The organism is Chitinimonas sp. (assembly GCF_036568685.1).
GTDB lineage: Bacteria > Pseudomonadota > Gammaproteobacteria > Burkholderiales > Chitinimonadaceae > Chitinimonas.
The window spans coordinates 1-23,919 of the sequence record NZ_DATCSC010000021.1 but is presented as its reverse complement, the minus strand read 5'-3'; the positions used below and the strand labels follow the sequence as shown (position 1 = coordinate 23,919).

General features: G+C 60.9%; 24 protein-coding genes. 8 read left to right on the top strand and 16 right to left on the bottom strand.

Annotation, left to right across the window (positions count from 1 at the left end; all coding sequences use genetic code 11):
• Positions 1-19: 19 nt before the first annotated feature.
• Positions 20-937: a LysR family transcriptional regulator gene (locus VIM95_RS03550; RefSeq protein WP_331983080.1), complete on the top strand. Its 918-nt coding sequence runs from the start codon at positions 20-22 to the stop codon at positions 935-937.
• A 4-nt stretch (positions 938-941) separates the two neighbouring features.
• Here the strand turns inward: VIM95_RS03550 and VIM95_RS03545 are convergent, their stop codons facing one another.
• From VIM95_RS03545 to VIM95_RS03500, 10 genes are all read right to left on the bottom strand, one after another.
• Positions 942-1,568, bottom strand: coding sequence for a cysteine hydrolase family protein (locus VIM95_RS03545; protein WP_331983078.1), 627 nt, complete (start codon positions 1,566-1,568; stop codon positions 942-944).
• Positions 1,556-2,038: a hypothetical protein gene (locus VIM95_RS03540; protein ID WP_331983076.1), complete on the bottom strand. Its 483-nt coding sequence runs from the start codon at positions 2,036-2,038 to the stop codon at positions 1,556-1,558. The genes VIM95_RS03545 and VIM95_RS03540 overlap by 13 nt, the downstream gene beginning before the upstream one ends.
• Entirely contained in the window at positions 2,035-3,411 is a 1,377-nt protein-coding gene (locus tag VIM95_RS03535) for an AAA family ATPase (protein ID WP_331983074.1), read from the bottom strand. Before VIM95_RS03535 ends, VIM95_RS03540 begins: the two co-directional genes overlap by 4 nt.
• Before the next feature lie 162 nt (positions 3,412-3,573).
• A complete protein-coding gene (locus tag VIM95_RS03530) occupies positions 3,574-4,098 on the bottom strand; it encodes a DNA-deoxyinosine glycosylase (protein WP_331983072.1) in 525 nt (174 codons plus the stop codon).
• Complete coding sequence (gene dinB / locus VIM95_RS03525) at positions 4,095-5,180, bottom strand: DNA polymerase IV (protein WP_331983070.1); 1,086 nt, start codon at positions 5,178-5,180, stop codon at positions 4,095-4,097. The genes VIM95_RS03530 and dinB overlap by 4 nt, the downstream gene beginning before the upstream one ends.
• 2 nt (positions 5,181-5,182) lie before the next feature.
• On the bottom strand, positions 5,183-5,944 hold the full coding sequence (locus VIM95_RS03520) for a substrate-binding periplasmic protein (RefSeq protein ID WP_331983068.1): 762 nt from the start codon (positions 5,942-5,944) through the stop codon (positions 5,183-5,185).
• Positions 5,937-6,788: a MoxR family ATPase gene (locus tag VIM95_RS03515; protein WP_331983066.1), complete on the bottom strand. Its 852-nt coding sequence runs from the start codon at positions 6,786-6,788 to the stop codon at positions 5,937-5,939. Before VIM95_RS03515 ends, VIM95_RS03520 begins: the two co-directional genes overlap by 8 nt.
• A 128-nt stretch (positions 6,789-6,916) precedes the next feature.
• On the bottom strand, positions 6,917-8,719 hold the full coding sequence (locus VIM95_RS03510; RefSeq protein WP_331983064.1) for a methyl-accepting chemotaxis protein: 1,803 nt from the start codon (positions 8,717-8,719) through the stop codon (positions 6,917-6,919).
• 89 nt (positions 8,720-8,808) lie between these two features.
• Entirely contained in the window at positions 8,809-9,225 is a 417-nt protein-coding gene (locus VIM95_RS03505; protein WP_331983062.1) for a hypothetical protein, read from the bottom strand.
• Positions 9,222-9,671, bottom strand: a complete 450-nt coding sequence (locus VIM95_RS03500) for a thioesterase family protein (protein ID WP_331983060.1) — start codon at positions 9,669-9,671, stop codon at positions 9,222-9,224. The genes VIM95_RS03505 and VIM95_RS03500 overlap by 4 nt, the downstream gene beginning before the upstream one ends.
• A gap of 145 nt (positions 9,672-9,816) precedes the next feature.
• Here VIM95_RS03500 and VIM95_RS03495 point away from each other — a divergent pair, with 145 nt between their 5' ends.
• Complete coding sequence (locus tag VIM95_RS03495; RefSeq protein WP_331983058.1) at positions 9,817-10,269, top strand: universal stress protein; 453 nt, start codon at positions 9,817-9,819, stop codon at positions 10,267-10,269.
• A complete protein-coding gene (locus VIM95_RS03490; protein ID WP_331983056.1) occupies positions 10,270-11,142 on the top strand; it encodes a radical SAM protein in 873 nt (290 codons plus the stop codon).
• Between the two features lie 66 nt (positions 11,143-11,208).
• Here the strand turns inward: VIM95_RS03490 and VIM95_RS03485 are convergent, their stop codons facing one another.
• Positions 11,209-11,529 carry a helix-turn-helix domain-containing protein gene (locus VIM95_RS03485; RefSeq protein WP_331983054.1) on the bottom strand — a complete coding sequence of 107 codons (321 nt, stop codon included), beginning with the start codon at positions 11,527-11,529 and terminating at the stop codon, positions 11,209-11,211.
• A gap of 494 nt (positions 11,530-12,023) precedes the next feature.
• Here VIM95_RS03485 and VIM95_RS03480 point away from each other — a divergent pair, with 494 nt between their 5' ends.
• Complete coding sequence (locus tag VIM95_RS03480; RefSeq protein WP_331983052.1) at positions 12,024-12,683, top strand: GntR family transcriptional regulator; 660 nt, start codon at positions 12,024-12,026, stop codon at positions 12,681-12,683.
• Positions 12,684-12,765: 82 nt separating this feature from the next.
• On the opposite strand, the gene VIM95_RS03475 is transcribed toward VIM95_RS03480, so the two are convergent.
• Entirely contained in the window at positions 12,766-14,001 is a 1,236-nt protein-coding gene (locus VIM95_RS03475; protein ID WP_331983050.1) for a patatin-like phospholipase family protein, read from the bottom strand.
• A gap of 131 nt (positions 14,002-14,132) precedes the next feature.
• Positions 14,133-14,657, bottom strand: a complete 525-nt coding sequence (locus VIM95_RS03470; RefSeq protein WP_331983048.1) for a phasin family protein — start codon at positions 14,655-14,657, stop codon at positions 14,133-14,135.
• A 345-nt stretch (positions 14,658-15,002) separates the two neighbouring features.
• Here VIM95_RS03470 and VIM95_RS03465 point away from each other — a divergent pair, with 345 nt between their 5' ends.
• Together VIM95_RS03465 and VIM95_RS03460 are read left to right on the top strand one after the other, a co-directional pair.
• Entirely contained in the window at positions 15,003-15,668 is a 666-nt protein-coding gene (locus tag VIM95_RS03465) for an FFLEELY motif protein (RefSeq protein ID WP_331983046.1), read from the top strand.
• Positions 15,669-15,772: 104 nt separating this feature from the next.
• The gene (locus VIM95_RS03460; RefSeq protein ID WP_331983044.1) at positions 15,773-16,045 is read left to right on the top strand and encodes a polyhydroxyalkanoic acid system family protein; all 273 of its coding nucleotides are present in this window, start codon (positions 15,773-15,775) and stop codon (positions 16,043-16,045) included.
• Positions 16,046-16,113: 68 nt separating this feature from the next.
• Here the strand turns inward: VIM95_RS03460 and VIM95_RS03455 are convergent, their stop codons facing one another.
• Entirely contained in the window at positions 16,114-18,102 is a 1,989-nt protein-coding gene (locus VIM95_RS03455; RefSeq protein WP_331983042.1) for an SDR family oxidoreductase, read from the bottom strand.
• A 214-nt stretch (positions 18,103-18,316) separates the two neighbouring features.
• Here VIM95_RS03455 and VIM95_RS03450 point away from each other — a divergent pair, with 214 nt between their 5' ends.
• Positions 18,317-19,774: a wax ester/triacylglycerol synthase family O-acyltransferase gene (locus VIM95_RS03450; RefSeq protein ID WP_331983040.1), complete on the top strand. Its 1,458-nt coding sequence runs from the start codon at positions 18,317-18,319 to the stop codon at positions 19,772-19,774.
• A 112-nt stretch (positions 19,775-19,886) separates the two neighbouring features.
• On the top strand, positions 19,887-21,032 hold the full coding sequence (locus VIM95_RS03445; RefSeq protein WP_331983038.1) for a PLP-dependent aminotransferase family protein: 1,146 nt from the start codon (positions 19,887-19,889) through the stop codon (positions 21,030-21,032).
• Positions 21,033-21,107: 75 nt separating this feature from the next.
• Here VIM95_RS03445 and VIM95_RS03440 read toward each other — a convergent pair whose 3' ends face one another.
• Together VIM95_RS03440 and VIM95_RS03435 are read right to left on the bottom strand one after the other, a co-directional pair.
• Positions 21,108-21,887 (bottom strand): hypothetical protein, encoded by a 780-nt coding sequence (locus VIM95_RS03440; RefSeq protein ID WP_331983036.1) that lies wholly within the window; start codon positions 21,885-21,887, stop codon positions 21,108-21,110.
• Between the two features lie 184 nt (positions 21,888-22,071).
• A partial coding sequence (locus VIM95_RS03435; RefSeq protein ID WP_331983034.1) for a methyl-accepting chemotaxis protein occupies positions 22,072-23,919 on the bottom strand: 1,848 nt, incomplete at its 5' end.

The following is a 23,919-nucleotide window of genomic DNA, read 5'->3' as shown; positions in this document are numbered from 1 at the left end:
TCGTGCGAAAGGATCGTACATGTTGTCTGAAGACGAACTGGCCCTGCTGGAGGCCATACGCGAGGCCGGTAGCCTCTCGCGGGCCGCCGCCAAGCTGGGCAAGGCGCCCTCTACTATCTCGCATGCGGCGCGGCAGCTGGAGTCGCGCTTCGACGCGCTCTTGTTCGACCGTCGCCGCTACCGCTTGCAACTCACCCCAGCCGGCCACCTGCTGGCGCAAGAGGCGGCGCGGTTGATTGTCGATGTATCGAGGCTGACCCAAAGGGTGCGGCAGGTGGCCAGTGGCTGGGAAGACCGGCTACGCATCGTGGCGGACGAGATACTCGAGTGGGAGACCTTCTTGCCGGTGATCAAGGACTTTGACGCGCTGCAGTCCGGTGTGAGCCTGCGCATTACCCACGAGGTACTGGGGGGCACCTGGGAGGCGCTGCGCGATGGCCGGGCAGATCTGGTGATCGGCGCCACCAATGAGCCACCAGCCATTCCCAATCTGCGTTGGGCTGAGCTTGGGGTGATGGATTGGGTGTTCGCCATTTCGCCCAAGCATCCCTTGGCCAAAGTGCAGGAACCCTTGCCGCGTAGCGAGGTGACCCGTCACCGCTCGGTGGTGGTGGCAGACTCTTCGCGCCGCAACGAGGGGCGGGCCTATGGCGTGCTGGGCGGCCAGGCGGTGCTGGCGGTACCGACCATGCGTGCCAAGATACTGGCTCAGCGCGATGGCCTGGGCGTGGGCTGGTTGCCGCGTAAGCGGGTGCAAGGCTTGCTGGAGCGGGGTGAGCTGGTGGAGAAGCTCACCGCCAACCCACGTGAGCCCAATGTGCTCTACCTGGGTTGGAATGGCGAGCAGGAGGGTAGGGCGCTCAATTGGTGGCTGGAGCAACTGAAGAAACCCACCTTGGCCAAGCGCCTGGTCAACGGCATCAGCATCGAGCGCTAGGGGTTCAGTCGGCCATGCCCGGCAGCATGGCTGAACGGATGACGGTGCAGTATTCGCCATCGAGTATGGCGAGCGCCATGTCATGCACTTCCTGAGCCGTACGTGCCAGGCCGCTCCAGTCGCGGCGGGCAAAGGTGAAGCAGGCGTCTTCCACCAGATAGGCCTTATAGCCCAGGTTGCCTGCCATACGTACCGTTGCATCCACCGAGTTGCTGGTCGATACCCCGGCGATGACCAAGGTATCGATCCCCTTGGCCTGTAGATGGGTCTGAAGCTCCGTGTCGATAAAGGCGCTATTGGTGCGCTTGGCGATCACCGTCTCGCCATCCAGTGGCATGGCTTCGGGCTTGAAGCGGTTGCCAGGCTGGCCGGGCCGGTAGGTAGAGGTGGGTTCGGTCGAATCATGCCGGATATGGATGATGGGCCAGCCCTGCCGCCGCCAGGCAGCCAGCAGGCGCGCTACGCAGACCTCCGCGCCCAGATTGTTGCGCGGCCCCCAACTTGGGTCGTCGATAGCATGTTGCAGGTCTACGATCAGCAGCGCAGGTGGAGTCTGAAAGCATGACCATTTGAGAGTTCCGACAGTCTCCTTGCCATTGGTCGAAGCTGCTTGTTCACTTACGCTGCGCAAGCGTGTTCGGGGCATAGTTGCTTTACCGCTACGTTTAGTTGGGCAAGCAGCTCATTTTGCTCAAACCAATCGGTATCCAAAGCGTTAACGACGTCAGCGTCGGCTGTCACGGCGATGGCCAATAGTTTTCGGTCGCTCGGGTCCATTTCGTTCGCTGGGAGCTCTTCGAACCCCCGATCTTCATCTTGGATTGGGGTGATTTGAACTAGCTCGACTCGCTTGCCTCCATACATGTGATCGTGCAAGAACTTGAAAAACAGATCCCCGACACCTGGCTGGCCACGAAAATTGAGATACGGCGAGTACTCATCCATCAGCTGTCCACCCTCATCGAGTACGACGACAGCGTCCAGCTTTCCCGTCGCAATTTGCTCCAAGAGTTCGATGCACCGAATCTGACACCCCGGCTCAGCATGAGTGTTTCGTCCATTTGCCGCTATGGGTACGTTCGTGTCGATGGCCAGCTTCATGATGTCCTGGCCGAGGTTTTCCTTCTCAGCACAGCTTTTCGTGTCTCAGAAATTTCCGTCATTTCGTCGCCGAAGAAGCTCTCAGGCCAATTGCCAATTTCCCCGAACATGTTGAGCTCCAAGTTATCTAAAGTGGCAACCCCATCGACTGTGTCGCAGAAATAGAGTTTTAGGCTGTCCGCCGAGTACCTCTCTTCCGCTACCCGACGCTGAAACCTTCTGAGCATGTGTTCGCTATGACTTTCCACAATAACTTGGAGCTTACGGACGCGCGCGACGGTGAGGATGACATCCGCCAAACCAGACTGAACAGCTGGGTGCAGGTGAATCTCTGGCTGCTCCATGAGGACAGTACTGCCTGAGGGGACATAGTGAAGGAGCACCAGTGCTGGAAGCACTTGTGATACCCCAAATCCAACGTCTGTTAAGAGTGCCTCTGGTCCCTTTACGTCTCTTTGAACGATGGCGCGATACAGATTCGCACCGCTACCAATTTCCTCGATCCGGAACGAGTGAATAAGGCCAAGCTCCTTAAGCCAATAAGCAATCATTTCCTGGAATGGTTTGTAATGCGTTCTACCTCCCAGATTGCGCGTTTCTCCGCGAACTGTTGCCGCGAGAAGTGCCTCGACGGCTCGTTCCCCTCTGAGGCCGACGTCACTGGGGCTAGCGCCTGACCATGGGTACTCTCTACGCGGAGGTGCACGTAATGGTCCGAGATAGTAGATGGAATCCATCATCGTCTCGTATTCTGATTCAAGAACCCCTAGAAAGTCAGAGTTCTGAAAGTACGTCTTTGCCTGATCGGGGAAAAGATGGGTTTTTACTGGGCCTGGGAGTGCCCAAGCACGTGCTTTATTTCGGACGAAGTGGAACGGCTGCTTCGGTTCCTTACTTTCCGCAGTAAGATCGAACTCAGTTGCACCCTCCTTTTTCGGCTCGATCCGGAATTTGTAGCCACCAAACGAGTATTCTAGGCGATCCGAGACTAGCGAACGATCTTTCATCCTCGCGATAGATGATGCGGATATGGTTGAGCCGCTAAAGAGTATGTCTGTCCGCTTACCACTAGGGTTGGCTATCGAAATCTCTTTTTGTAACTTCCATCTTACCTTCCACTCAAGTTGCTCTGTTATGCGATGAAGGTGAACGGCATCGCTGAAACTGCCGAGGTTAACGAATTGCTCCGGTCCGCCGAAATCCAGAACGAGTCCCCGGTCAGTGGCATTCTTAGTCTGCTTCAGTAAAAGCAGAAATTGTAAGACGCTGCTCTTACCGGAGCTGTTGGTCCCAAATAGCCCGGTAACGGCGCCGAACTCAATGTCCAGGCTGCGCCAGGCTTTGAAGTTATTGATGATAAGTCTGTCTAGCATCGCTGCCTTCGAGTAGGAAATGAGTGTTGCCGCGCATCGTAGCTGTTCCTTGGGGTCAGCGATTAAGCGGCTTCTCTTGCCGTGAGCGAGGACTCCTTTAACTACACCCCGCATACCACGAGAGTGATCGAGAAGGGTCTCACATTTTGGCGCTGATCTGTCCTAAAAGTCATCGGAATTTCCTATTGCTCCTGTCAGTGACTGGCCGATGGCTGCCCATTTCTGAGCCTTCTGCTCAAATCTAACTGCATGGGCCGGGCTGGACGATGGGAGATCAAACAGGATGATGCTGCCATCTAGTTGCTTCAACTGTTGTCGTCCGATTCTGGCCGCAGTTCCACCATTGAACGCTACTGCCTTAAGAGCGGGTAGTGAGTACACAAGCTCCATAATTGAGTTGGGCTGCTCGTCGCGAATTGACGCATCTAGGCTCCCCTTGCGTTCCGCCTCGGCAATCACATCCCATAGACCTATGCCATGCGCAAGTAAGCTGGCCAAGCGTGCCTCGTAGGGCAAGGCGCGCAGGTCGACATGGATCACGGCGCCGACCAGCTCCCAGAACTTGTTCTGCGGGTGGCCGTAGTATTGCGCCTTGGCGAGCGAAGCATCGCCGGGCAGGCTGCCCAGGATCAAAAGCCGGGTCTGGCTATCGACCACCGGCGGAAAGCTGCGCTTGCGCTCACTCATGCCGCAGGCTCATCCGTGTCGTCATCGGTATCGAACAGCGCCAGCTGCCGGCCCAGCGCCTTTTCTTCTTCCTCGTACCGAAAACCTACACCCAGCAGCCGCACCGGCTTGCCCTGGCGTTGCCAGCCTTCCGCCAGCAAGCGGGCCCAGACTTGCGTGTCGCCCGGCTGATAGCTGCATTCGGCAGTCGTGTGGCTGAAGTCGTCGAAGCGGATCTTGATAAAGGCCTTGTGTGGTCGAATGTCCTCAGCGCTGCGTTTTTGCCGGGCATAGAGGTCGTCAATCAGTGGCAGCAGCTCGCGTTGGCAGCTCGCCAGATCCAGCAGGTCGTGCACATAGGTGGTCTCTACCGAGAGTGAGCGACGCGGCTGGTCGTTGCTGACCTGCCGATTGTCTATGCCCCGGCATAGTTCATGAAGACGTACCCCAAAACGGCCAAAATGGCGGGTGAGCTTGGTCATGGGCCAGTCGCGCAGGTCGGCACAGGTCTGTGCGCCCAGCTCATTGATCTTGGCGGCGGTGACCTTGCCTACCCCGAACAGTTTGCCAACCGGCAGGGCGGCGACGAAGGCGTCGACCTCCTCGGGCCGTACCACAAACTGGCCGTTGGGCTTGTTCCAGTCGCTGGCGATCTTGGCCACGAACTTATTGGGCGCAATGCCGGCCGAGGCGGTGATGCCAACCTCGGCGGCGATGCGTTCGCGTATGGCCTGCGCCATCAAGGTGGCGCTACCGCGGTGCAGGGTGACCTCGCTGACATCCAGATAGGCCTCATCCAGCGACAAGGGTTCGATCAGCGCGGTGAAGTCGGCATAGATGCCGTGGATCTGGCGCGAAGCGGCACGGTAGGCATCAAAGCGCGGTGGCAGCAGGATCAGGTCTGGGCAGCGACGCAGCGCCTGGCTGGAGGCCATGGCCGAGCGTACGCCGTACTTACGCGCTTCGTAGTTGCAGGTGGCGATCACCCCGCGCGATTCCGGCCGGCCGCCGACGGCTACCGGCTTCCCGAAGAGACGCGGGTTGTCGCGCATCTCGATCGAGGCGTAGAAGCAGTCGCAATCGACATGGATGATCTTGCGCATGCTCAGGGTTTGCCCGGTTTGGCCGTGGTGGCGGCTTCCAGCAAGCCATACTGTCGCTGCAAGGCTTCGACGGCTTTGTGCTCACGCTTGAGAAAGCGGTCAAAGCGGGCAATCAGCTCCGGCTGGCGCACGCTGGAGAGGAAGTACTGGCTGTTTTGCATCGGCATCAGCCGGGTGTCCGGCATCAGTGCCGCTGGTTGGCCAAGCTGGTTCAGATGGTAGCGCGCCACCTGCTGCGCCAGGTTGATGCCATCCACCCGCCCCAGCAGCACCATCTGCACCAGGTTTTGCGGGCCGGGGGCGTTCTCTATCCGCAGCCGGCCGGCCTGGATATCGTCCTGGAACTTCCACGGGGTGAAGCCGCGCACCATACCCAGACTACGCATGGGCAGGCCCTGCCGCTCAGGCTTGACCAGTACCGCATCCTGGAAGGTGAGGGTGGCGGCCGAGTAATGCACCACCGCACCGCGCTTTTCCTGCACATTCCAGCGCGGGTTGTCCGGGTAGATCAGATCGATCTTGCCTTGCCGGTTATAGAGCGCAATGCGCTTGATCGGCAGCGGCTGATAACTGAGCGTGATGCCCTCGTGGCGGGCGAACAGGTCGAGCAGATCGCGGGCGTAACCGTGGTAGCGGCCCCCCGCATTGCTGTAGATGGGGGCGTAGTCCACATCCTCTACGCCCACCACGTACGACTCCGCCCAGGCAGGCAAGCACAACGCCAACAGGCCGGCCAGGTGCCAGCCTCGGCGCAGATCAGGCATGGCCACGGGCGCGCAGCATCTTGACCAGCCGCTCCATCAGACCCAGGTCCTGCTCGTTCTTGAGCAGGGCGCCGGCCATGGGTGGCAGGCCGTCACCGAGCTTGAGCGCCTCTGGAGGTACCTGGTCAGCCAGCAGCAGCTTGAGCCAGTCGATCAGCTCCGACGTCGAAGGCTTCTTCTTGAGACCCGGCAGCTCGCGTACCGCGTAGAACAGCTCCAGTGCTTCGGCCAGCAAGGCCTCGTGCAGGGCAGGGAAGTGGACATCCACGATCTGCCGCATGGTGCCCTTGTCGGGGAAGCGGATGTAATGGAAGAAACAGCGCCGTAGAAAGGCGTCCGGCAGCTCCTTCTCGTTATTGCTGGTGATCACGATCAAGGGCCGGTGCCGCGCCGTCACGGTCTGCCGCGTCTCGTAGACGTCGAAGGCCATGCGGTCCAGCTCACGCAAGAGGTCGTTGGGGAATTCGATGTCGGCCTTGTCGATCTCGTCGATCAGGAGCACCGCCTGCTGCTCGCTCTCAAAGGCTTCCCACAGCTTGCCGCGCACGATGTAGTTGGCAATCTCGTTCACCCGCGGGTCGCCCAGCTGGCCATCGCGCAGGCGCGATACCGCATCGTACTCATAGAGGCCCTGCTGGGCCTTGGTGGTGGATTTGATATGCCAGCTGATCAAGGGGGCGCCCAGGCCGCGCGCCACCTCCTCGGCCAGCAAGGTCTTGCCGGTACCCGGCTCTCCCTTGATCAGCAGCGGACGTTGCAGGGTGATGGCGGCGTTCACCGCCAGCATCAGGTCGGGTGTGGCGATGTAGTTGTCGGTACCGGTAAAGCGTTGCGTCTGACTCATTGGGGCATCCTTGGCGTATGCCCGCAATTGTAGGGAGTCTGCTGTGGCGCGGCTAGAACGTGTATGTGGAGTGATGACGGGCTGCGGAGCTGTTCAACGCGTACACGTATTGTTGTCGCCTGGCAGTTCTAGGCTTTCGCCGCCAACAAGATCGCCGCATCAAACCCCAACCGCAAACCACCCCAGTGCCGTCCACCCACCATAATGGGTAGGTCCAGCTCGGTCATGATCTCGCCGGTATCGCGTACATAGGTCTGCAGCAAGAAGCGCTGCTTGTTACGCGCGGCGCGTAGGCCGGCCGGGTCGTTGAAGAGGCGCTTGTCGCGGCTGTTGACGAGGTCGGTGGCCCTGTCGCCAGTCGGCGCCTTGGAATACCAGCTGTTGTGGCTGGGGCCGTAGCCCTGGTTGTCCACCAGCAGGCAGAACTTACCGCCGGGGGTGGTCTTGACCAGGGCGTCGTAGCCGGGCTGGAATTCGCGGGCGAAACGCTCGGTGTAGGCAGTCAGGAATTTCTGCGGGTCGGTACCGGCAATAGGCTGGTAGCGCTGGTCAAAGACATCCAGGCCGTCCTGGGCGAGGGCGGCGATGCGGTCCTGCATCTTGTCCCGCACCGCGATGGCGCGGCTGATGGCGGCATCGAGCGGGCCGTGGCCGAGCACGAAACGGCCAGTCAACTCCTGCACCGAGTCCGCCACCTTGCTCAGGTCGCGGGTGGCTGCCGCCGAGCGTTGCATGCGCTCGTTGATCGCCAGACTGTCGGCGTGGATATGTTCGACCCGCTGGTTGTTCTCGCCATTGGTACGGGCAAAATCGTCCACATGGCCGGCAATCTCCAGGAGGCTGCGGCTGGTGGTCTCGAAGTCGCTGACCAGCACTCCGAAGTGGCTGGAGGCGCGCTCCACCACGGTGCGGGTTGCGCCGGCACTTTGGTTGATGGTCACTGTCTGGGCATGGGTGGCGGCGACTTCGGCCAGCATGGCGTCGATATTGGCCGAGATATCCTCGGTTGCCCCGCGTACCTTCTCGGCCAGCTTGCGGACCTCGTCGGCGACCACGGCAAAACCACGGCCGGCCTCTCCGGCGCGGGCTGCCTCAATGGCGGCATTGAGCGCCAGGAGGTTGGTCTGGTCGGCAATCTCGCGGATCAGGTCGGCGACTGTCTTGATGCTGGCCGAACGGCTGTTGAGGCCTTCAACCACGGCGCTGAAGGCACTGATCTCGTCGCTGATCTGCTTGATCTTGCCGGTCACGTCCAGCAGCTCGGCATAGCTGTCGCGGGCCAGGGTGAGGTTCTGGGTGGTGGTGGCGGCAATATGCTGGGTCTCGCGGCTTACCTCGTCGATGCGGCCGGTGGCGGCCTGGCTGGCAGCCATCACTTCCTGGGCAAAGCTGGCCTGGTGCTGGGTACTGGCGGTGGAATCATTGATGTTCTTGAGCGATTTGGCCGACTCCACCGCGATCTGCACCGTCAGGCCCTGCACATTGGCAATGATCTCGCGCTGGCGGGCCAGGAAGCGGTTGTAGGCTGCTGCCAGGTCGCGGAGCTCGTCATGGGTGGTGGCCGGCAGGTCGTGCGAGAGGTCGCCCTCGTTGCCCGAGAGTTCGTCCAGCGAAGCGATCATGCGTTTGATGGGTAGCACGATCAGGTGACGGTAGTACCAGACCATGAAGCCCAGAAAGGCGGCGCTGGCCAGGGCCAGCCACCACACTGCCTGGATCAGGGAGTCGATACGCCCGGCTACGGTGCGGAAGGCCTCGCCCTCCACGCCGGCGGCTTTGAGGGCCTGTAGGGCGGCGTCGCCGCTGGCGTACACCGGCAGCAAGAGGGCTAGCTCGATGACGACCAGCACGAAGAGGCCGGCAAACTTACGGGTAAGCGTGTTGAAGACCAGCTTTTCCAAGCTGGTGTAGGCGGCCTGTAGCCCTTCCATCTGCATGTCTCCTGGCGCCGCCGAGGGCGGCATTTTTTTCGGTGCAGATACTACTGTCGGCCCTGTCGCCGAGGTTTGACCTCGATCATTCAGCGCGCATAAGCGTCTTCGATATCGTCCAGGGTCAGGTGCCAGCGTTCCAGCATATGGGTGTAGATCGCCAGCTCCGGGTCGGAGATGGTGCGATCGGCCTTGGCCATGTCCAGGGCGAGGGTGGCAACCAACAGCTGTTTCTTGGGTTCGGTAACGGAGTCGAGCAGGTCGTCGATACGCTGGCGGTCCACCAGCTTGATGCAGCCGGTGTCGTCAGCTTCGTCGCTGAGGTCATTGCAGTAATCATGCAATACCTCGATAAAGCCCTGCCGGCTGATATCCAGTGCCTCATAGACATGGAGCGATTCGAGGCTATCGATCTCGCGCGGGTCCATATTGCCATCGCTCATCATCAGGACGACCAGGATTCTGGCCATGGCTTCGGGGCTGTTGGCGGCGTATCGCTTCATCATGCTGGAGTCTCCTGAGCTTCAAATACCTTGAGCGCATTGTGGAACGCGGCTGGCACCGATGCAGGCTTGTTGCTGCCATAGTCGAAGAAGACCATGCCGGTCTTTGCATGCAGCACGTCCCGCCCATTGGTTTGTTGGCGGAAACGGTAGAACAGATCGCAACCGTACTTGTTGAAGTCGGCGGCGGCAACCTCTGCGAGCAGGGTCTCACCCCAGAAGGCTTGCGATTTGTAGACGATGACGGCGTCGCTCTGGATCAGGCCCAACCCGCCTATGTCCAATTCGGTCAGCCCGGCAGCCCGCAGGAAGCGTAGCCTGGCCTCATGGATCAAGGTCAGGGCAGAGTCGTTGCCCAGGTGGCCGCCATAGTTGATCTGGCCTATGCCAATCTCGATCGGCGTGACGTAGGGGAAGTGCTCGGGAAGTTCCAGTTTGACGCGTGCCATGCCGAGAGTCCTTGTTTGTGGCCGAGTGTAAGCCGCTTGTCGGCTGGCCGGCAACCAGCGGACTATAGTGGAGGTGACTGGCCGTCTACTGATTGAAGTGGAGACCGGCTAAGCGGCATCAACGCAACCAGATCGGGGGCTCACCATGTACCAGCGCATACTTGTACCCGTGGATGACAGCGATACTTCGCGCCAGGCCTTGGTAGAGGCGACGCGCTTTTGTTGCGACCAGCACGGCAAGACCCGCTTGATCCACGTGATCGATCTGGCCCAGTTCACCTGGGGTGGGGCGGAGTTTGTCGATGTGGGCGAGTTGCAGAGCAATCTGCGCGATAGCGGTCGCAAGGTGCTGGAGAGTGCCAAGCAACTGATGCAGGAAAACGACGTGCAGGTGGAGACGGCCTTGATCGAGATCTGGGGCGGGTCGATTGCCGCCGCCATTATCGAGGATGCCAAAACCTGGCCGGCTGATATCATCACTATGGGCTCACACGGCTGGACCGGCCTGGACCACCTGCTTCTTGGCAGTGTGGCGGAAGGGGTGGTTCGGCATGCCCCCGTACCCGTACTCATTATCCCGATCAAGCGTAAGAAATAAGTGTCCGACCGCAGCTCCAAACCCCTCATTCCGCTGGCCGTTACCGACCACCGGCGCGATATCCTGGGCCTTACCTATGTCTATCCAGTCGTTTCCCGCCGCGCCGGCGGGGTGTCGGTTGGGGTGAACCTCAACCCCAACAACGCCTGCAACTGGCGCTGCATCTACTGCCAGGTACCGAACCTGATCCGTGGCAATGCACCTGAGCTTGACCTCGTGCAGTTGGAGGGGGAATTGGCCGGCATGCTGGATGAGATCGTCAACGGTGATTTCATGCAGCGTAATGTGCCGGAGGAAGCGCGCCGGCTTAACGATATCGCCCTGTCCGGCAATGGTGAGCCGACCTCCAGCAAACAATTCGCTGCGGTGATCGAGCTGATCGGCCGCCAGTTGGCTGCCTATGAGCTGATGGGCAAGATCAAGCTGGTACTGATCACCAATGGTAGCCAGCTCTACAAGCCGGCGGTGCAGGAGGCGGTGGCGCGCATGCAGGCCATGAATGGCGAGGTATGGTTCAAGTTCGACCGCGCACCTGTGGATGGCATGAGCGAGGTCAATCAGATTGCGCTGACTCCGACGCAGATCAAGCGGCATCTGCTGGCTGCGACGGAGCGTTGCGAAACCTGGATACAGACTTGCATGTTTGCCATCGATGGCCAGGCGCCGTCAGAGTCGGAGCAGCAAGCCTGGTTGGACCTGCTGGCCGAGGCGATGGAGGAGGGGGCCAAACCTGCTGGTGTACTGCTCTACGGCCTGGCTCGTGCGTCCACGCAACCCGAGGCGCCGCGCTTGTCGGCCTTGCCGGCAGCGTGGATGCAGGCCTTTGCTGGCCGGATCGAACAACTGGGCCTGAGGGTCAAGTTGAGCGTCTGATCCTGAGGGGGCAATAAAAAACGCGCATCAATCGATGCGCGTTTTTTACGTCGCAATCCGTGGCGCTCAGCTCGGGGTTTCCTCGCCAGTGCCGCTGGTCTCGCTGCGCGTCTTCACCGCCTTTTGCAGGCTCTTGTAGAGGTCGGGGTGGTGTTCCTTGAGATAGTCGATGATCTCGAAGTCTTCGCGGCGCACGCGCGATAGGTCGACTTGCTCAACGTGCACCAGTCGCAACAGCTCGCGCACAGGCTTGGGCATGTTGCGACCGCTCTCGTAACGGGAGCCACCGCTCTGCGTCACGCCGATCTTGGTCCAGAACTCTTGCTGGTTCATGCCCAATTTGCGTCGTACGTCGCGAGGGTTAAGTATCTTGTCGAATAGTTTCATGATTGCTTCCCGCCGGATTACCCTGTGTTATCGGTCTGTCATTTCTGGCCGCCGGTATCCTTATGTCGAATGTGCCTGGCCGGCCAGAGTCCTACGTTTGATATCCGATTTATACCCAAGTTCGCTTGTACATCACGAATGCGCAAGAAAAGGTCTTGCTGACCTCATCTTACTGCGCTTGAACGATATGCGCGAGGCATGTTGCAGCGCATTTTTTCTTATGCTTTGACATATCTGGCGCCATGCTTGTCAAGTCGATGATTTTAAAGGATAAATCGGCTCTCCTCCGCCCGCTCCCGCAGGGCGAGCGCGATAGCTTACCTGAAGCGGCCGGCGCTTGCGCAAGTTCATATGCGGTAGCGGCTAAAGCTCCGCGGCCATGAGGTTTATTAACAATACCTTAAATAACTTCCAGGATAGGGGTAAACCCTTATGCCTTGGCGAGTAAAAATACCCGATGGTTTGTTACACTGGAACGCTTTCCAATCAGCAGCATGCGGCCTCAGCAGCCCTCCCACGCGATGAGTACATTGGTCGACAAAATTGTCCAGGCAATCCGTGAAGACGTTTACCGCGGAGTCTTGGCCCCAGGCGAACCGCTCAAGCAGGTTGAGCTTGCCAACCGCTACGGTGTGAGCCCGATCCCCTTGCGCGAGGCGCTGCAGCGCCTGCACGTTGAGGGCTTGGTTGAATACTTTGCCTACCGCGGTGCCATCGTGGCGCGCCTCAAGCGCGGCGAAGCGGCCGATATTGCGGATATCCGCAATGCGTTGGAGGCGCTGGCCTTCCGCATCGCCATGCCGCTCTTGGACGAAGTCCAGATCGCCAGGCTGGCTGAGCTCACCGAAGACATGGAGTCACCCCGCGCGGCCGACGCCAGCCTGATGATGGAGAGGCTCAACGAGTACTACTCAGTGCTGTTGTCCAAGGCTGAGCGGCCATTGTTGCTGGATATGATCCAAACCAACCTCAAGCGGGCGATCCGCTACTACGCCGAGGTGATGCGTACCAGCAATGGCCGGTTGGCCAATGCTCCCTCCCGGCGTACTTATATCGAAGCGCTCAAGGCGCGCGATATGGTCCAGCTGGAGCAGTGTATGCAGGTGTTGCACGCGGCCTATGTGAGCTATATCGAGGCGCACTTCGAGGATTGAGCGCGTATCGCCTCCCTGACCAAGAAAAAAGCCGGCATGTGTGCCGGCTTTTTTCTTGGTTTTTCAAGTTTTCAAGCAGCGCTCAGGTGCGCTGTCTGGCCAGGTAGTCGTCAAGTTCTTCAAGGGTCTGGTAGAGCTTGTCGATGGGCGTGTCGGGCTGCTTGTCGTCCCATTTGCGCCAGTAGTTCTTGCTCGCCTGCTTGGATAACCAGCGGTTCTCGGCCAGGCAGGCGCGGTCCAGTCCTATGCCGTGGCGCGCCAGTAGCGGCTCCAGCTCATCAGCACGTCGGCGCAGGTCCTCCCGGGTGTGCTGGTAGGCGTGCTCACACATGTTCTCCCGGTCCGAATAGCTGAACACGTTGGAAAAGAAGATCTCCTCGTCGCCATGGCTGGGCTCGAACAGCAGCACATCGGCGTCTTCGTAGCTCTGGGCGTAGCGCTGCATGCCTACCCGCATGCGCGAGTGGATGATGGAGCGGAAGGTCTGTGAGAGCACCACCGGCAGACCGCCGCGGATCAGCCGGTCGCGGTTATTCGGATGGCCGTGCGGTGCCTGGCGGGCATCGAAAGGCACGATGGGATTGATGCAGATGACCAACTGCGCGTCTTCATCCAGGCTGATCGAAGTGTGCAGCGTCTTTTTGAGGGCGCCATCCACATAGTGCTCACCCTCGATTTCCACCGGCGGAAACAGGCCGGGCAGGGCGGCCGAGGCCTGCACGGCCTTGGAGATGGGCACGTGATCATGGCCCGCACCGCCAAACTTCACCGAATTGCCGGTATCGAGGTCGGTCGCAACGATATAGAGCTTGCTCTTGAGCTTGCGGAAGTCATTGGTCCGCCCACTGCTGGTGAATACCCGGGTCAGGAAGCGGTCGATCTCGCTGTTGTCGAACAGCCCGGTGGGAATGGCATTGGCCAGCTGCATAAAAGCGCCGGTCAGGCCCACCTGGCGTGGGCTGCTGAAGAACTCGCGCAGCGCATCGAAGACCAAACCCGGTACCGCCAGCGTACGCTGGAAGTACTCCCGGTAGGCCGGGCGCAGGAACTGGTCCGGCTTGAAAGGGATGTCGCGGGCGGTGTTGGTGATGAAGATGCGGTACATCTGCATCGGCGTGATGCCATTGGCCAATGCGGCCGAAATAAAACCGCCGGCGCTGACGCCAACGTAGACGTCGAGTTTGTTGAAGTCGAGGTCGATCAGTGCTTCGTCCAGTGCGCACAGCGCGCCTACTTCATAGATGGCACCCAGCGGACCACCAGCGGCCAGATTCAGGCCGATGGAAGAGGGTGGGTTGGCATGGCTGCGGCGAGACATGGACGGCTCCGGGACGTGAAGGGCAAATTGTAGAGCAAATGCTTGATTGAAGGTGGCCGCACGGCGGACCGTAGAAACGACAACGGGGCGGCCGCTACGCGCACCGCCCCGCTATTGTCTTACCGCGGTGATCAGGCTTTGCTGTCGGCAGCCTTGCTGTCAGCCGCCTTCACTTCTGCCTTGGCGGCCGGCTTGGCAGCAGCCTTGGCTGCGGGCTTGGCGGCAACGCTCTTGCTGGCGGCCGGCTTGACGGCCTCGGCCTTGGCAGGAGCCGGCTTGGCAACCTGCTTTTTCAGGAGCTCATTGACGCTCTTGTTCAGTTCGTCAATGCGCTTGTTCAGATCGGCCAGGTCCTTGTTACTGGGCACGCCCAAGGCATTGAGGGCACGGGCCACACGGTCCTGGAAGACCTGCTCGAGCTTGTCCCAGGTCTCGGTTGCTTTGCTGGTCACGGCCACTACCTTCTCCTCTGCCGACTTGCGGCTCTTCTCTTCTACTTGCTTGCCAGCCTCCACGAGGCCGTCAAACGCCTTGATGCCCTCGCCCTGCGCCTTCGCGAAGGCGCCGAGGCCAGCCAGCCAGATCTGGTTGGCGGATTCGAGAATCACGTGGGCGTACTGCTTTTCTTCGGAAGCTTTCTTGAGGGATTTGGCCATGGTGGGCTCCTGTGTAATTGAAAATGTCGTAACTGAAAGGGCGGGTGAAACTCACTCCCGTATCATTTGCTCCCAGGTGCTGCTCAATCGGCAGCTCTCTATAATCGGCCCTGCGCTTGGCGCTAAGCGGCTCGTCTTGGAGTGGATTATCGGAATTGAGTTGCGCTAAGTGCCAGTTTTTTATTGAGTTTCCTTGTGCTGTTTTGACGTGTTAACCACACTGTTGTGGATGTGCAACGTTGCATTCATGCCCCAAAATAGTGCCAACGCCCGCCAATGCACGCATCGAGGCTTGGCGTGGCTACCACGCTGTCCGATTTATGCCCTCTTCATTTTTGCGACAACATGAGCACCGAGCTTGACGACGCGATAGCCCAGAGTGGGCTGACCCGCCACCGCTACCTGCTGGCGCGTTGGCAGGCCGAGCGCCTGAGCCAGACATACGCCGACCTATTGGCCAGCGTGCGCTACGGCAAGGCGGCAGAATTCTTCCTGACCGATCTATACGGTCCCCGCGATTTTTCCCGCCGTGATCAGGATGGCGAGCGCATCGTCGCCAAGATGCGCGCGCTACTGCCTGCGCGTGCCATGGCGGCGATAGAGCGGGCGCTGCACCTCAATCGTTTGAGCCATCAGCTCGATGCCCGTCTGGCAGCCATGCTGTTTGACGAGATGGCCGTGGAACACATCACCGCACAACACTATGCCGAAGCCTATCGGCGCTGTGGCAATGAGGCCGAGCGGCGCGAGCAGATCGAGCTTGTAGACGAACTGGGGCGCGAGCTCGATGTCGTAGTGAAGAAACCGCTGGTACAGATGGCGCTCAAGCTCGCTCACCGACCTGCTCACATGGCAGGGCTTGGGGAACTGCAGGATTTTCTGGAGCGCGGCGTGGCGGCTTTCCTGCACATGAAGGGAGCCGAGGACTTTCTTGCGACCATACGTGAGCGCGAGACCATCATTCTTGAGCGCATCGTCGCCGGGGTCGCAGACCCCTTCACCATTGCCTGAGTGCCGCCTGCAGCAAGGGCTGGCAGCAGGCGTTTTTGGCGCTATGCTGACGGCAATCGTCTGTTTCCGCTGTGGCGGAGCTTATTTTTTATCCGGAGTCTTTCATGGCCATCCATATCCAGTACCCACATAGCAAACCCCATGATGAGGCCCGTCAGCTCGCCCAGCGGGTGGCGGAAGAAATGAAGAAGGAATTCTCCATGAGCTATCGCTGGGAAGGGGATGTGCTGCATTTCCAGCGCTCGGGCGTGGACGGCAAGCTGACGGTAGGTTCGGATGAGGTGGTGGTGGATGCCAAGCTGGGCTTTCTGCTCAGCGCCTTGCAGCCCAAGATCGAGGAAGAGGTACGACGCTTTCTGCGCCAGCAGTTCGGTTGAAGCTTGTTAGCTCCCAAAACAAAAAAACGCAGGCCTGAGCCTGCGTTTTTTGTTGCTGCGCGCCTCGCTTACAGGTGGATGCCCTTCATGATCTGCATAAAGGCCAGTTGGTCGGCCGTCAGCTCTTGGCCGCCTTCCTTCTTGCCCTGCGAGGCGGTTGAGTCGGGGAACATGCGATAGGCGGTGTTCATGATGATCTGCGCCACGCGTGGGGCGAGTGCATGGATCATCTGGCCGAAGATGCCGAGGCCCGAGGCTACGCGCACCGGCTTGTAGATCACTGCCTGGGCTACCATGTCGGCCGCTTCTTCCGGCCCGATGATAAAGGGCATGTTCTTGTAGATATCGGTCGGTGCAATCATGGGTGTGCGCACCAGCGGCATATTGATGGTGGTGAAATAGATGCCCCGGTCGGCGTACTCGCTGGCGGCACAGCGGGTGAAGGCATCCAGCGCCGCCTTGGAGGCGACATAGGCCGAGAACCGCGGCGAGTTGGTCAACACTCCGATGCTGGAGATGTTGATGATCTGGCCGGACTTGCGCAGGCTCATGCTGGGTAGCAATGCCAGGGTCAGACGCAGGCTGCCGAAGTAGTTGAGTTGCATGGTGCGTTCGAAGTCATGGAAGCGGTCGTAGCTGTTCTCGATCGCGCGGCGGATGGAGCGGCCGGCATTGTTGATCAGCACGTCCACATGGCCATGGTCCTTGAGCACCTTGGCGGCCAGTTCGTCGATGGCCTCCAGGCTCGATAGATCGCAGGAATAGATCGAGCATTTGCCACCGCAGGCCTCGATCTCCTTCTTGGTGGCCTCGAGCTTTTCCATATCGCGCGCCACGATGATCACATGCGCGCCAGCTGCTGCCAGCTTGAGCGCGCTGGCCTGACCAATGCCGGACGAGCCGCCGGTGATCAGCACGTTCTTGCCGCGCGAGACACCGCCCAGGGTGTGGTCGATGAACAGGTCCGGGTCGAGGTGGCGCTCCCAGTAGTCCCACAGTTTCCAGGCGTAGTCCTCCAGCGGCGGCAGCTTGACGTCGCTGCCGGCCAGCAGCTTCTGCGTCTGGCGGCTATCAAAGCGGGTGGGGTAGGAGACAAAGTTCATGATGTCCGGCGGCAGGCCGAGGTCGCGCATCACCGCGTCGCGCACGCGGCGCACCGGGGTCAGTGAGGCGATGGCCTGGCGGAACATATTGGGGATAAAGCCGAAAATCGAGGGGTTGATCCGCACCGTCAGCTTGGGGGCGTGTGCCGCTTCGGCGAAGATGGCCAGCACCTCGCCCACGCGCTTGGCGTCAGGGTCGGTCAGGTGGAAGCATTCGCCGTTGTGGCCGTTCAGGTGGGCGATGTGGTCCATGGCGCCCACCACATAGTCCACCGGCACGATATTGATCCGACCGCCGTCTATGCCGATGGCCGGCATCCAGGGGGGCAGGATGCGGCGCATCTTCTGCAGCACCTTGAAGAAGTAGTAGGGGCCGTCGATCTTGTCGATCTCACCGGTCTGCGAGCTGCCGACCACGATGCCGGGGCGGTAGACACGCCAGTTGCGCTTGCACTCGCGCCGGACGATGGCTTCCGAATCATGCTTGGTGCGGAAGTAGGGGTGGTTGAGCTTGCCGGCTTCTTCAAACATGTCTTCCGAGAAGACGCCCTCATAGAGACCCGCGGCGGCGATGGAGCTGGTGTGGTGGAAGATGCCGGCCTCGATCGCCTCGGCAAACTGCACTGCGTGGCGGGTACCGTTGACGTTGGCTTCCAGCTGTTCCTCTGCGCTGGCCTTCAGGTCATACAGCGCCGCCAGGTGGAAGAAGTGCTTGATCTTGCCCTTGAGCTCGGCAATGTCCTTGGCGGCCACGCCGAGCTTGGGCTTGCCGAGCTCGCCGACAACGGGGATCACCCGGTCGGCATCCCTGCCCCAGCGAGTCTTGACCTTGTCGAACTTGTCCAGCGACTCCTTGCGCACCAGCGCATAGATCTTGCCCTTGCGCTTTTGCAACAGGGTTTGAACCAGATGGCTGCCGATGAAACCGGTCGCACCGGTCACGAAATAGGTCATGGGGGCGTGCTCCTCGATTTTGTATGCTTGTGGGTTTGTTGCAGTAAGGCCGCTGTAAGCCGCGCCAGCGCTGGCGGGTGGCGCCAAGCTGTGTTCTATAATCCTGTAGCAGGGCTAGTCAAGCGAGCGGCCGTTTGGGCCCATTACAACAAACAGAATCCATACACAGTGGGGAAATATGTTGTTGAATCTTTTCGCCGGCGGCCGGGAGGCCATGTCCGCGGTTGACACCGCGTGGCTGCGGATGGACAGGCCGACCAACCTGATGGTCATCACCGGCATCATGTTCTTCGAAGGTGATATTGATTACGACAAGCTGCGCCGGGTGATGGAGCAACGCCTGCTCAAACACGCGCGCTTCAAGCAAAGGGTGGTGCGCAACGGCACCAATGCAGCCTGGGAGGCTGACCCGGACTTCGACATCACCAACCACCTGCACCGGGTGGCCCTGCCGGCTCCGGCCGACAAGGGGGAGCTCGAGACCATGGTCAACGAGCTGATCTCCATCCCCATGGATTTCTCCAAGCCGCTCTGGCAGTTCTATGTGGTCGAGAACTACCAGGGTGGCAGCGTGCTGGTGGCGCGCATCCACCATTGCATTGCCGATGGCATTGCCTTGATCCAGGTGCTCTTGGGTCTGACCGACAAGGAAGAGCAGGGGACGACCGCGGCTGAGGTGAAAAAGCCCCGCTTCCTGGCCGATGAGCGTGAGCCGGACGACCCCTTTATGCGACTCTACAAGCCGGTGGCCAAGATGTACGCCGGCATGCTCAAGAGCTACGCCAAGGTGCTGGGTACCAGCTACGGCCTGATGAGCAACCCCGGCAAACTGGCCGAATATACCCAGACCGGCCTAGGGCTGGGGCAGGGGCTGGCCCGCCTCGCCGCCATGCCGGCCGACCCGCGCACCAAGTTCAAGGGCAAGCTCTCCACCACCAAGCGCATAGCCTGGTCCGAGTCGCTCCCCCTGCCTGAGGTCAAGCACGTGGGCAAGGCGCTGGGCTGCTCGATCAACGACGTACTGCTCTCCTGCGTGGCCGGCGCCTTGCGCAGCTATTTGCTGGAGCGGGGGCAGAAGGTCGATGGCCTGACCATCCGTGCCTCGGTACCGGTCAATTTGCGACCGGAGAACAAGCTCGACAAGCTGGGCAACTATTTTGGGCTGGTCTTTCTGCCGCTGCCCATCGGCGTGGCGAACCCGATCGAGCGGGTCTACGAGGTCAAGCGACGCATGGAGGAGATCAAGGGTGGCTACGATGCCATCATCACCCTGGGCCTTCTGAGCGTGGTCGGCTCGCTGCCGAATATGATCGAGCAACCCGCGATCGAATACTTCAGCACCAAATCCACCGCCGTCATGACCAACGTGCCCGGCCCGCGCGAACCTATCTATATGGCTGGTGCCAAGGTGCACGATCTGCAGTTCTGGGTGCCGCAGTCGGGCGAGATCGGCATGGGCGTGTCCATCCTCTCCTACAACGACCGGGTCAATTTCGGCGTGATGACCGACAAGAAGCTGGTGCCGGACCCAGCCCGCATCATCGACGGATTCGCGGCCGAATTCGAAAAGCTGGTGCTTGCAACCCTGCTCAGCGTGCTCGATTGCCCGCCCGACCCGGAACTCGCCGAGCTGCATCTGGGCGTGCTGCGGATGCAGGCGGGAGAAGTGTAGTCGCCGCGCGACCGGTACGGTTTTCCGGCTCGGCACACGCGCTGTCCCTTGTGGGGCGGCGCGTTTTGCTTCAGGGTGGCAGGGTTACGACCTCCCCAAAGATGCTGAGACGATGTTTTCTGAACGTATCAACCGCCTGCAAGGCTCTCTGGTCCGCGAGATTCTCGCCGTCGCCAACCAACCGGACATGATCTCCTTCGCCGGTGGCCTGCCCGCGCCTGAAGCCATGCCCAAGCTGGACTTCAACGGCCTGCCCGACAACCTGAGCCAGTACGGCCCGAGCGAAGGCGAAAAGTGGCTGCGCGAAGCCGTTGCCGCCGAGATGAGCAAGAACGGCGTGCCGGTGACCGCCGACCAGATCCTGGTGCTGACCGGCTCGCAACAAGGCCTGGACCTTTCTGCCAAGCTGTTCGTGGACCATGACACCCCGGTCCTCGTCGAGGCGCCGACCTTCCTGGCCGCCGTGCAGTGCTTCAGCCTCTATGGCGCCCGCTTTGTCGAAGTCGGCCTGACCCCGAACGGCCCGGACCTGGAGCAACTGGAGCGCAAGCTGCGTGAAGAGCGCCCGCGTTTCGCCTACCTGATCCCGACCTTCCAGAATCCGTCCGGTGTCTGCTACGACGAAACTGCCCGCCAGCGTGTGGCCGATCTGTTCGACGAATACAACGTCACCCTGCTGGAAGACGAACCCTACCGCGAGCTGGTGTACGACGATTGCGACCGCGCACCGATCTGCTCGCGCCTGAAGAAGGCCAAGTGGGTCCACTTCGGCACCTTCTCCAAGACCGCCATCCCTGGCCTGCGCGTGGCCTACCTGGCCTGCCACCCGGACCTGATGCCGCACTTCTACAAGCTCAAGCAAGCCGCCGACCTGCACACCAACCGTGCCGGCCAGTGGGCCATGCACAAGCTGCTGACCTCGGCCGAGTATCCCGAGCACATCGCCCGCCTGCGCACCTTCTACCATCAGAAGCGCGACATCATGGCCGCGGCGTTGGATAAGCACTTCCACGACATCGCCGAATGGACCGTGCCGCCCGGTGGCCTGTTCTTCTGGGTCAAGCTCAAGGCCAATATCGACAGCTATGGCCTTTTGCAGCCGGCACTGGACCGCAAGGTCGCCTTTATGCCGGGCAAGCCCTTTTATGCCCAGGAGCGCGTCTCCAACGAGCTGCGCCTCAACTTCAGCCACGCCTCGCCCGAAAAGATCGAGGAAGGGGTGAAGACCCTGGCCGACGTGATCCGCGCACATCTGTAAGCACGGAACGCCAAAGCTAAAAAGGCCGCTCTTTGGAGCGGCCTTTTGCTTCCTTGCCGGTGAGGGTAGGCAGGGTCAATCTGACAGTTCGGACTTGGCGAATTCGACGTCCAGCTTCTCCATGGCGTCGAGCGGGGTGCTCTCGGCGGCTTCTTCGTAAAGCGCGGTGGCGTCCTTGATCTTCTTGTTGCCAAAGATGGTCAAGAGGCCGTTGGCGTACTCGATACGGGCGATGGCTGAACCCGGAATCAGCTCCAGGGCGCGCTGGTAGTGGGCCTCGCAGGCATCCTTGGAGACGCCATAGGTCAAGGAGCCCACCATGCTGCCTACCTTGCCGATGATCTCGGCATGGTAGGCGCCCAGCGCGATGTGCGCCTCGGCGTGCTCTGGCGCCAGTGCCAGCGTATGGTCCAGGCTGGCCTTGCACTTGCCGGCCAATCCCTGGGTCAATGCCTTGGCGATCGAGATGGCCTGGCTGTAACGACCCAGTGCATAGGCATGTTGATAGTGGGCGTTGATGCTGTTGGGGTATTCCTTGGTGGCAATCTCGGCCCGGTCGACCACTTCCTCGAACAATTCCTTCTTCTCGTCCTCGTCCGCGACCAGATAGGTGGCGTAGATCGATTGCGCCTTATTGGCGGCATTCATGCCGGAGGCGGTCTCGGCTTTGAGTCCGAGTGCTACCGCGTTCTGGAAGTCGCCACGGTGGTAGGCGCGCCAGGCATCCTGGCTGGCTTCGTCTTCCGGCCAGGGCTCCTGGTCACCGGCATGCAGCCGTTCCCAGTGTTTCCAGAGGTCGTCGCGGGAGTAGTTGAACGCGGCTGCGTCGTGGGGGAAGGCCTTCCAGTTGCTCATCGTGGTCTCCGCATGCAGGGTGGGCCTGCTTGTTCTAGCCGCCGCGAGGCGGGCACCGGTTTCGAGAAGGTTGCCTGGCCATTATAGACAGACGCTTGCTTGGAACTGGTTGGCGGGAGGGGGCGAAGACCGAGGGCGTGGCATTGCCGCCACGCCCCTTGGCGATGCGATTGACGTACTGGGATCAGAGCCGGAAGCGGCGCAGGGTCTGGTTGAGATTCTGTGCGACCTGGTGCATCTCTTCCGCCTCCTCGGCGGCATCGCGCGATGCCGCTTCGTTCTGGCTGATCATCTGGGTCACGCGCTCGACGTTGATGGCGATCTCGTTGCTGGCCTGGCTTTGCTCGCGCAGCGCGGTATTGATCTCGGTGCTGACGCGCAGCACCTCGCCCGACGCGGCCTCGATATGCTTGATCGCCTCGCCGGCCTGGTTGGCCAGCCCCACCCCCTGGCTGACCCGGGCCTGGGCCTGCTGCACGGTCTGCGAGGTATTGTCGGCGCTGGTCTGGATGGCGGCGATGGTGCGGGTAATTTCCTGGGTCGAGCTGGCAGTGCGCTCTGCCAGCTTGCGCACCTCGTCGGCCACCACGGCAAAACCGCGGCCTTGCTCGCCGGCGCGGGCGGCCTCGATGGCGGCGTTGAGTGCCAGCAGATTGGTCTGCTCGGCCACTTCCTTGATCACCTGCACCACACTGACGATCTCGCCGGTCTGCTTGGATAGGTCGGAAATCACACCGGCAGTCTGGTCCACCTGGTCGGCAATGCCGCGGATCTCTCCCACGGTTTGGTCAATCACCTTTTCGCCGGTTTGCGACAACTGGGCGCTCTGCTCGGTAGCGCGCAGGGCGGCCTGGGCATTGTCGGTAATGTGGCTGATGCTGACGCTGAGTTCTTCCAGTGCCGCAGCCATTGTGGTGGTGGCATCGCTCTGACGGGCCGAGCCTTCGGCGATCTGGCGCGAGGTGGCGGTAAAGCGCTCGGCGATCTCGCTGACCTGGGCGGCTTCGCCCTGGATCTCGGCGACCATCTCGCGCAGCGAGCTCTGCATGCGGGCCATGGCGGCCATCATGCTGCTCTCTGCAGCGCCGTTGACGCGCAGCTGCGCCGATAGATCACCGTCGGCGATAGCCTTGGCGGCCTTGACCGCCTCCGCGGGCTCGCCGCCTATGGGCTGCAGTACCAGCTTGCGCAGAAGCAGCAGCATGACGCCGAGCAGGATGATCGCCAAAGCCACGCCCCCGGCAAAGATCATCCAGGCCCGTTGGCGGGCGGCACGGTTGGCCTCTTCGGCCGGATACATGGCCACAACCTTGAAGTTCCAGGCGGGGAAGCTCTGCTCGAAGCGCACCCAGTCTTGCGACTTGCCACTGGCCAGCGCTTGTGCCGCCTCATCGCTCTGAGCTTCGGAGTGGAAGCGGACCTTGTCCTTGTCATCCACGACTGCCACAAAGCCGCTATCGAGCAACTTGGCGCGGCCCAGCGTGGCCTGCAGCGGCTGCAGATCAACCTTGTAGCCGACGTACCAGATGCCGGCGGTGTTGCCGTCGCCAGCCTTGATGGGCTCATAGCCGGTGATGTAGGGGTTGCCGAGGATATCGACCTGGCCGTAGTAGGGCTGGCCCTGACGAATCGCGGCGATGGCGCGGCCCTTGGGGTCCAGTACTGTGCCGATGGCGCGGTTGCCGTCCTTCTTCACCGTGGTGGAGATGCGTACGAAATCGTCACCGGCGCGGGAGAAGAGGGTTGCGGTACCATCCATGACCTCGACTACGCCGTCGACCAAGCCGAACTGATTGGCTTGTGCCTGGCCGCCCAAAAGCAGATCCGGAGTACTCTTGTCCTTGACCGTCACGGCAGGGCCGGCGCTGGCCACACCCAGCGCTTCGCCGCGTGACTTCAAGAGCTTCATCGAGGCTTTGACCCGCGCCTGCATCTGCTGGTCGATGATGCCCAGCTGGTCGACCAGGTTGCCTATCTGGACCTGGGCCTGCGCCTTGGCCTGCTCGTGGATCCAGCGGCTCTCGGTGCTGGC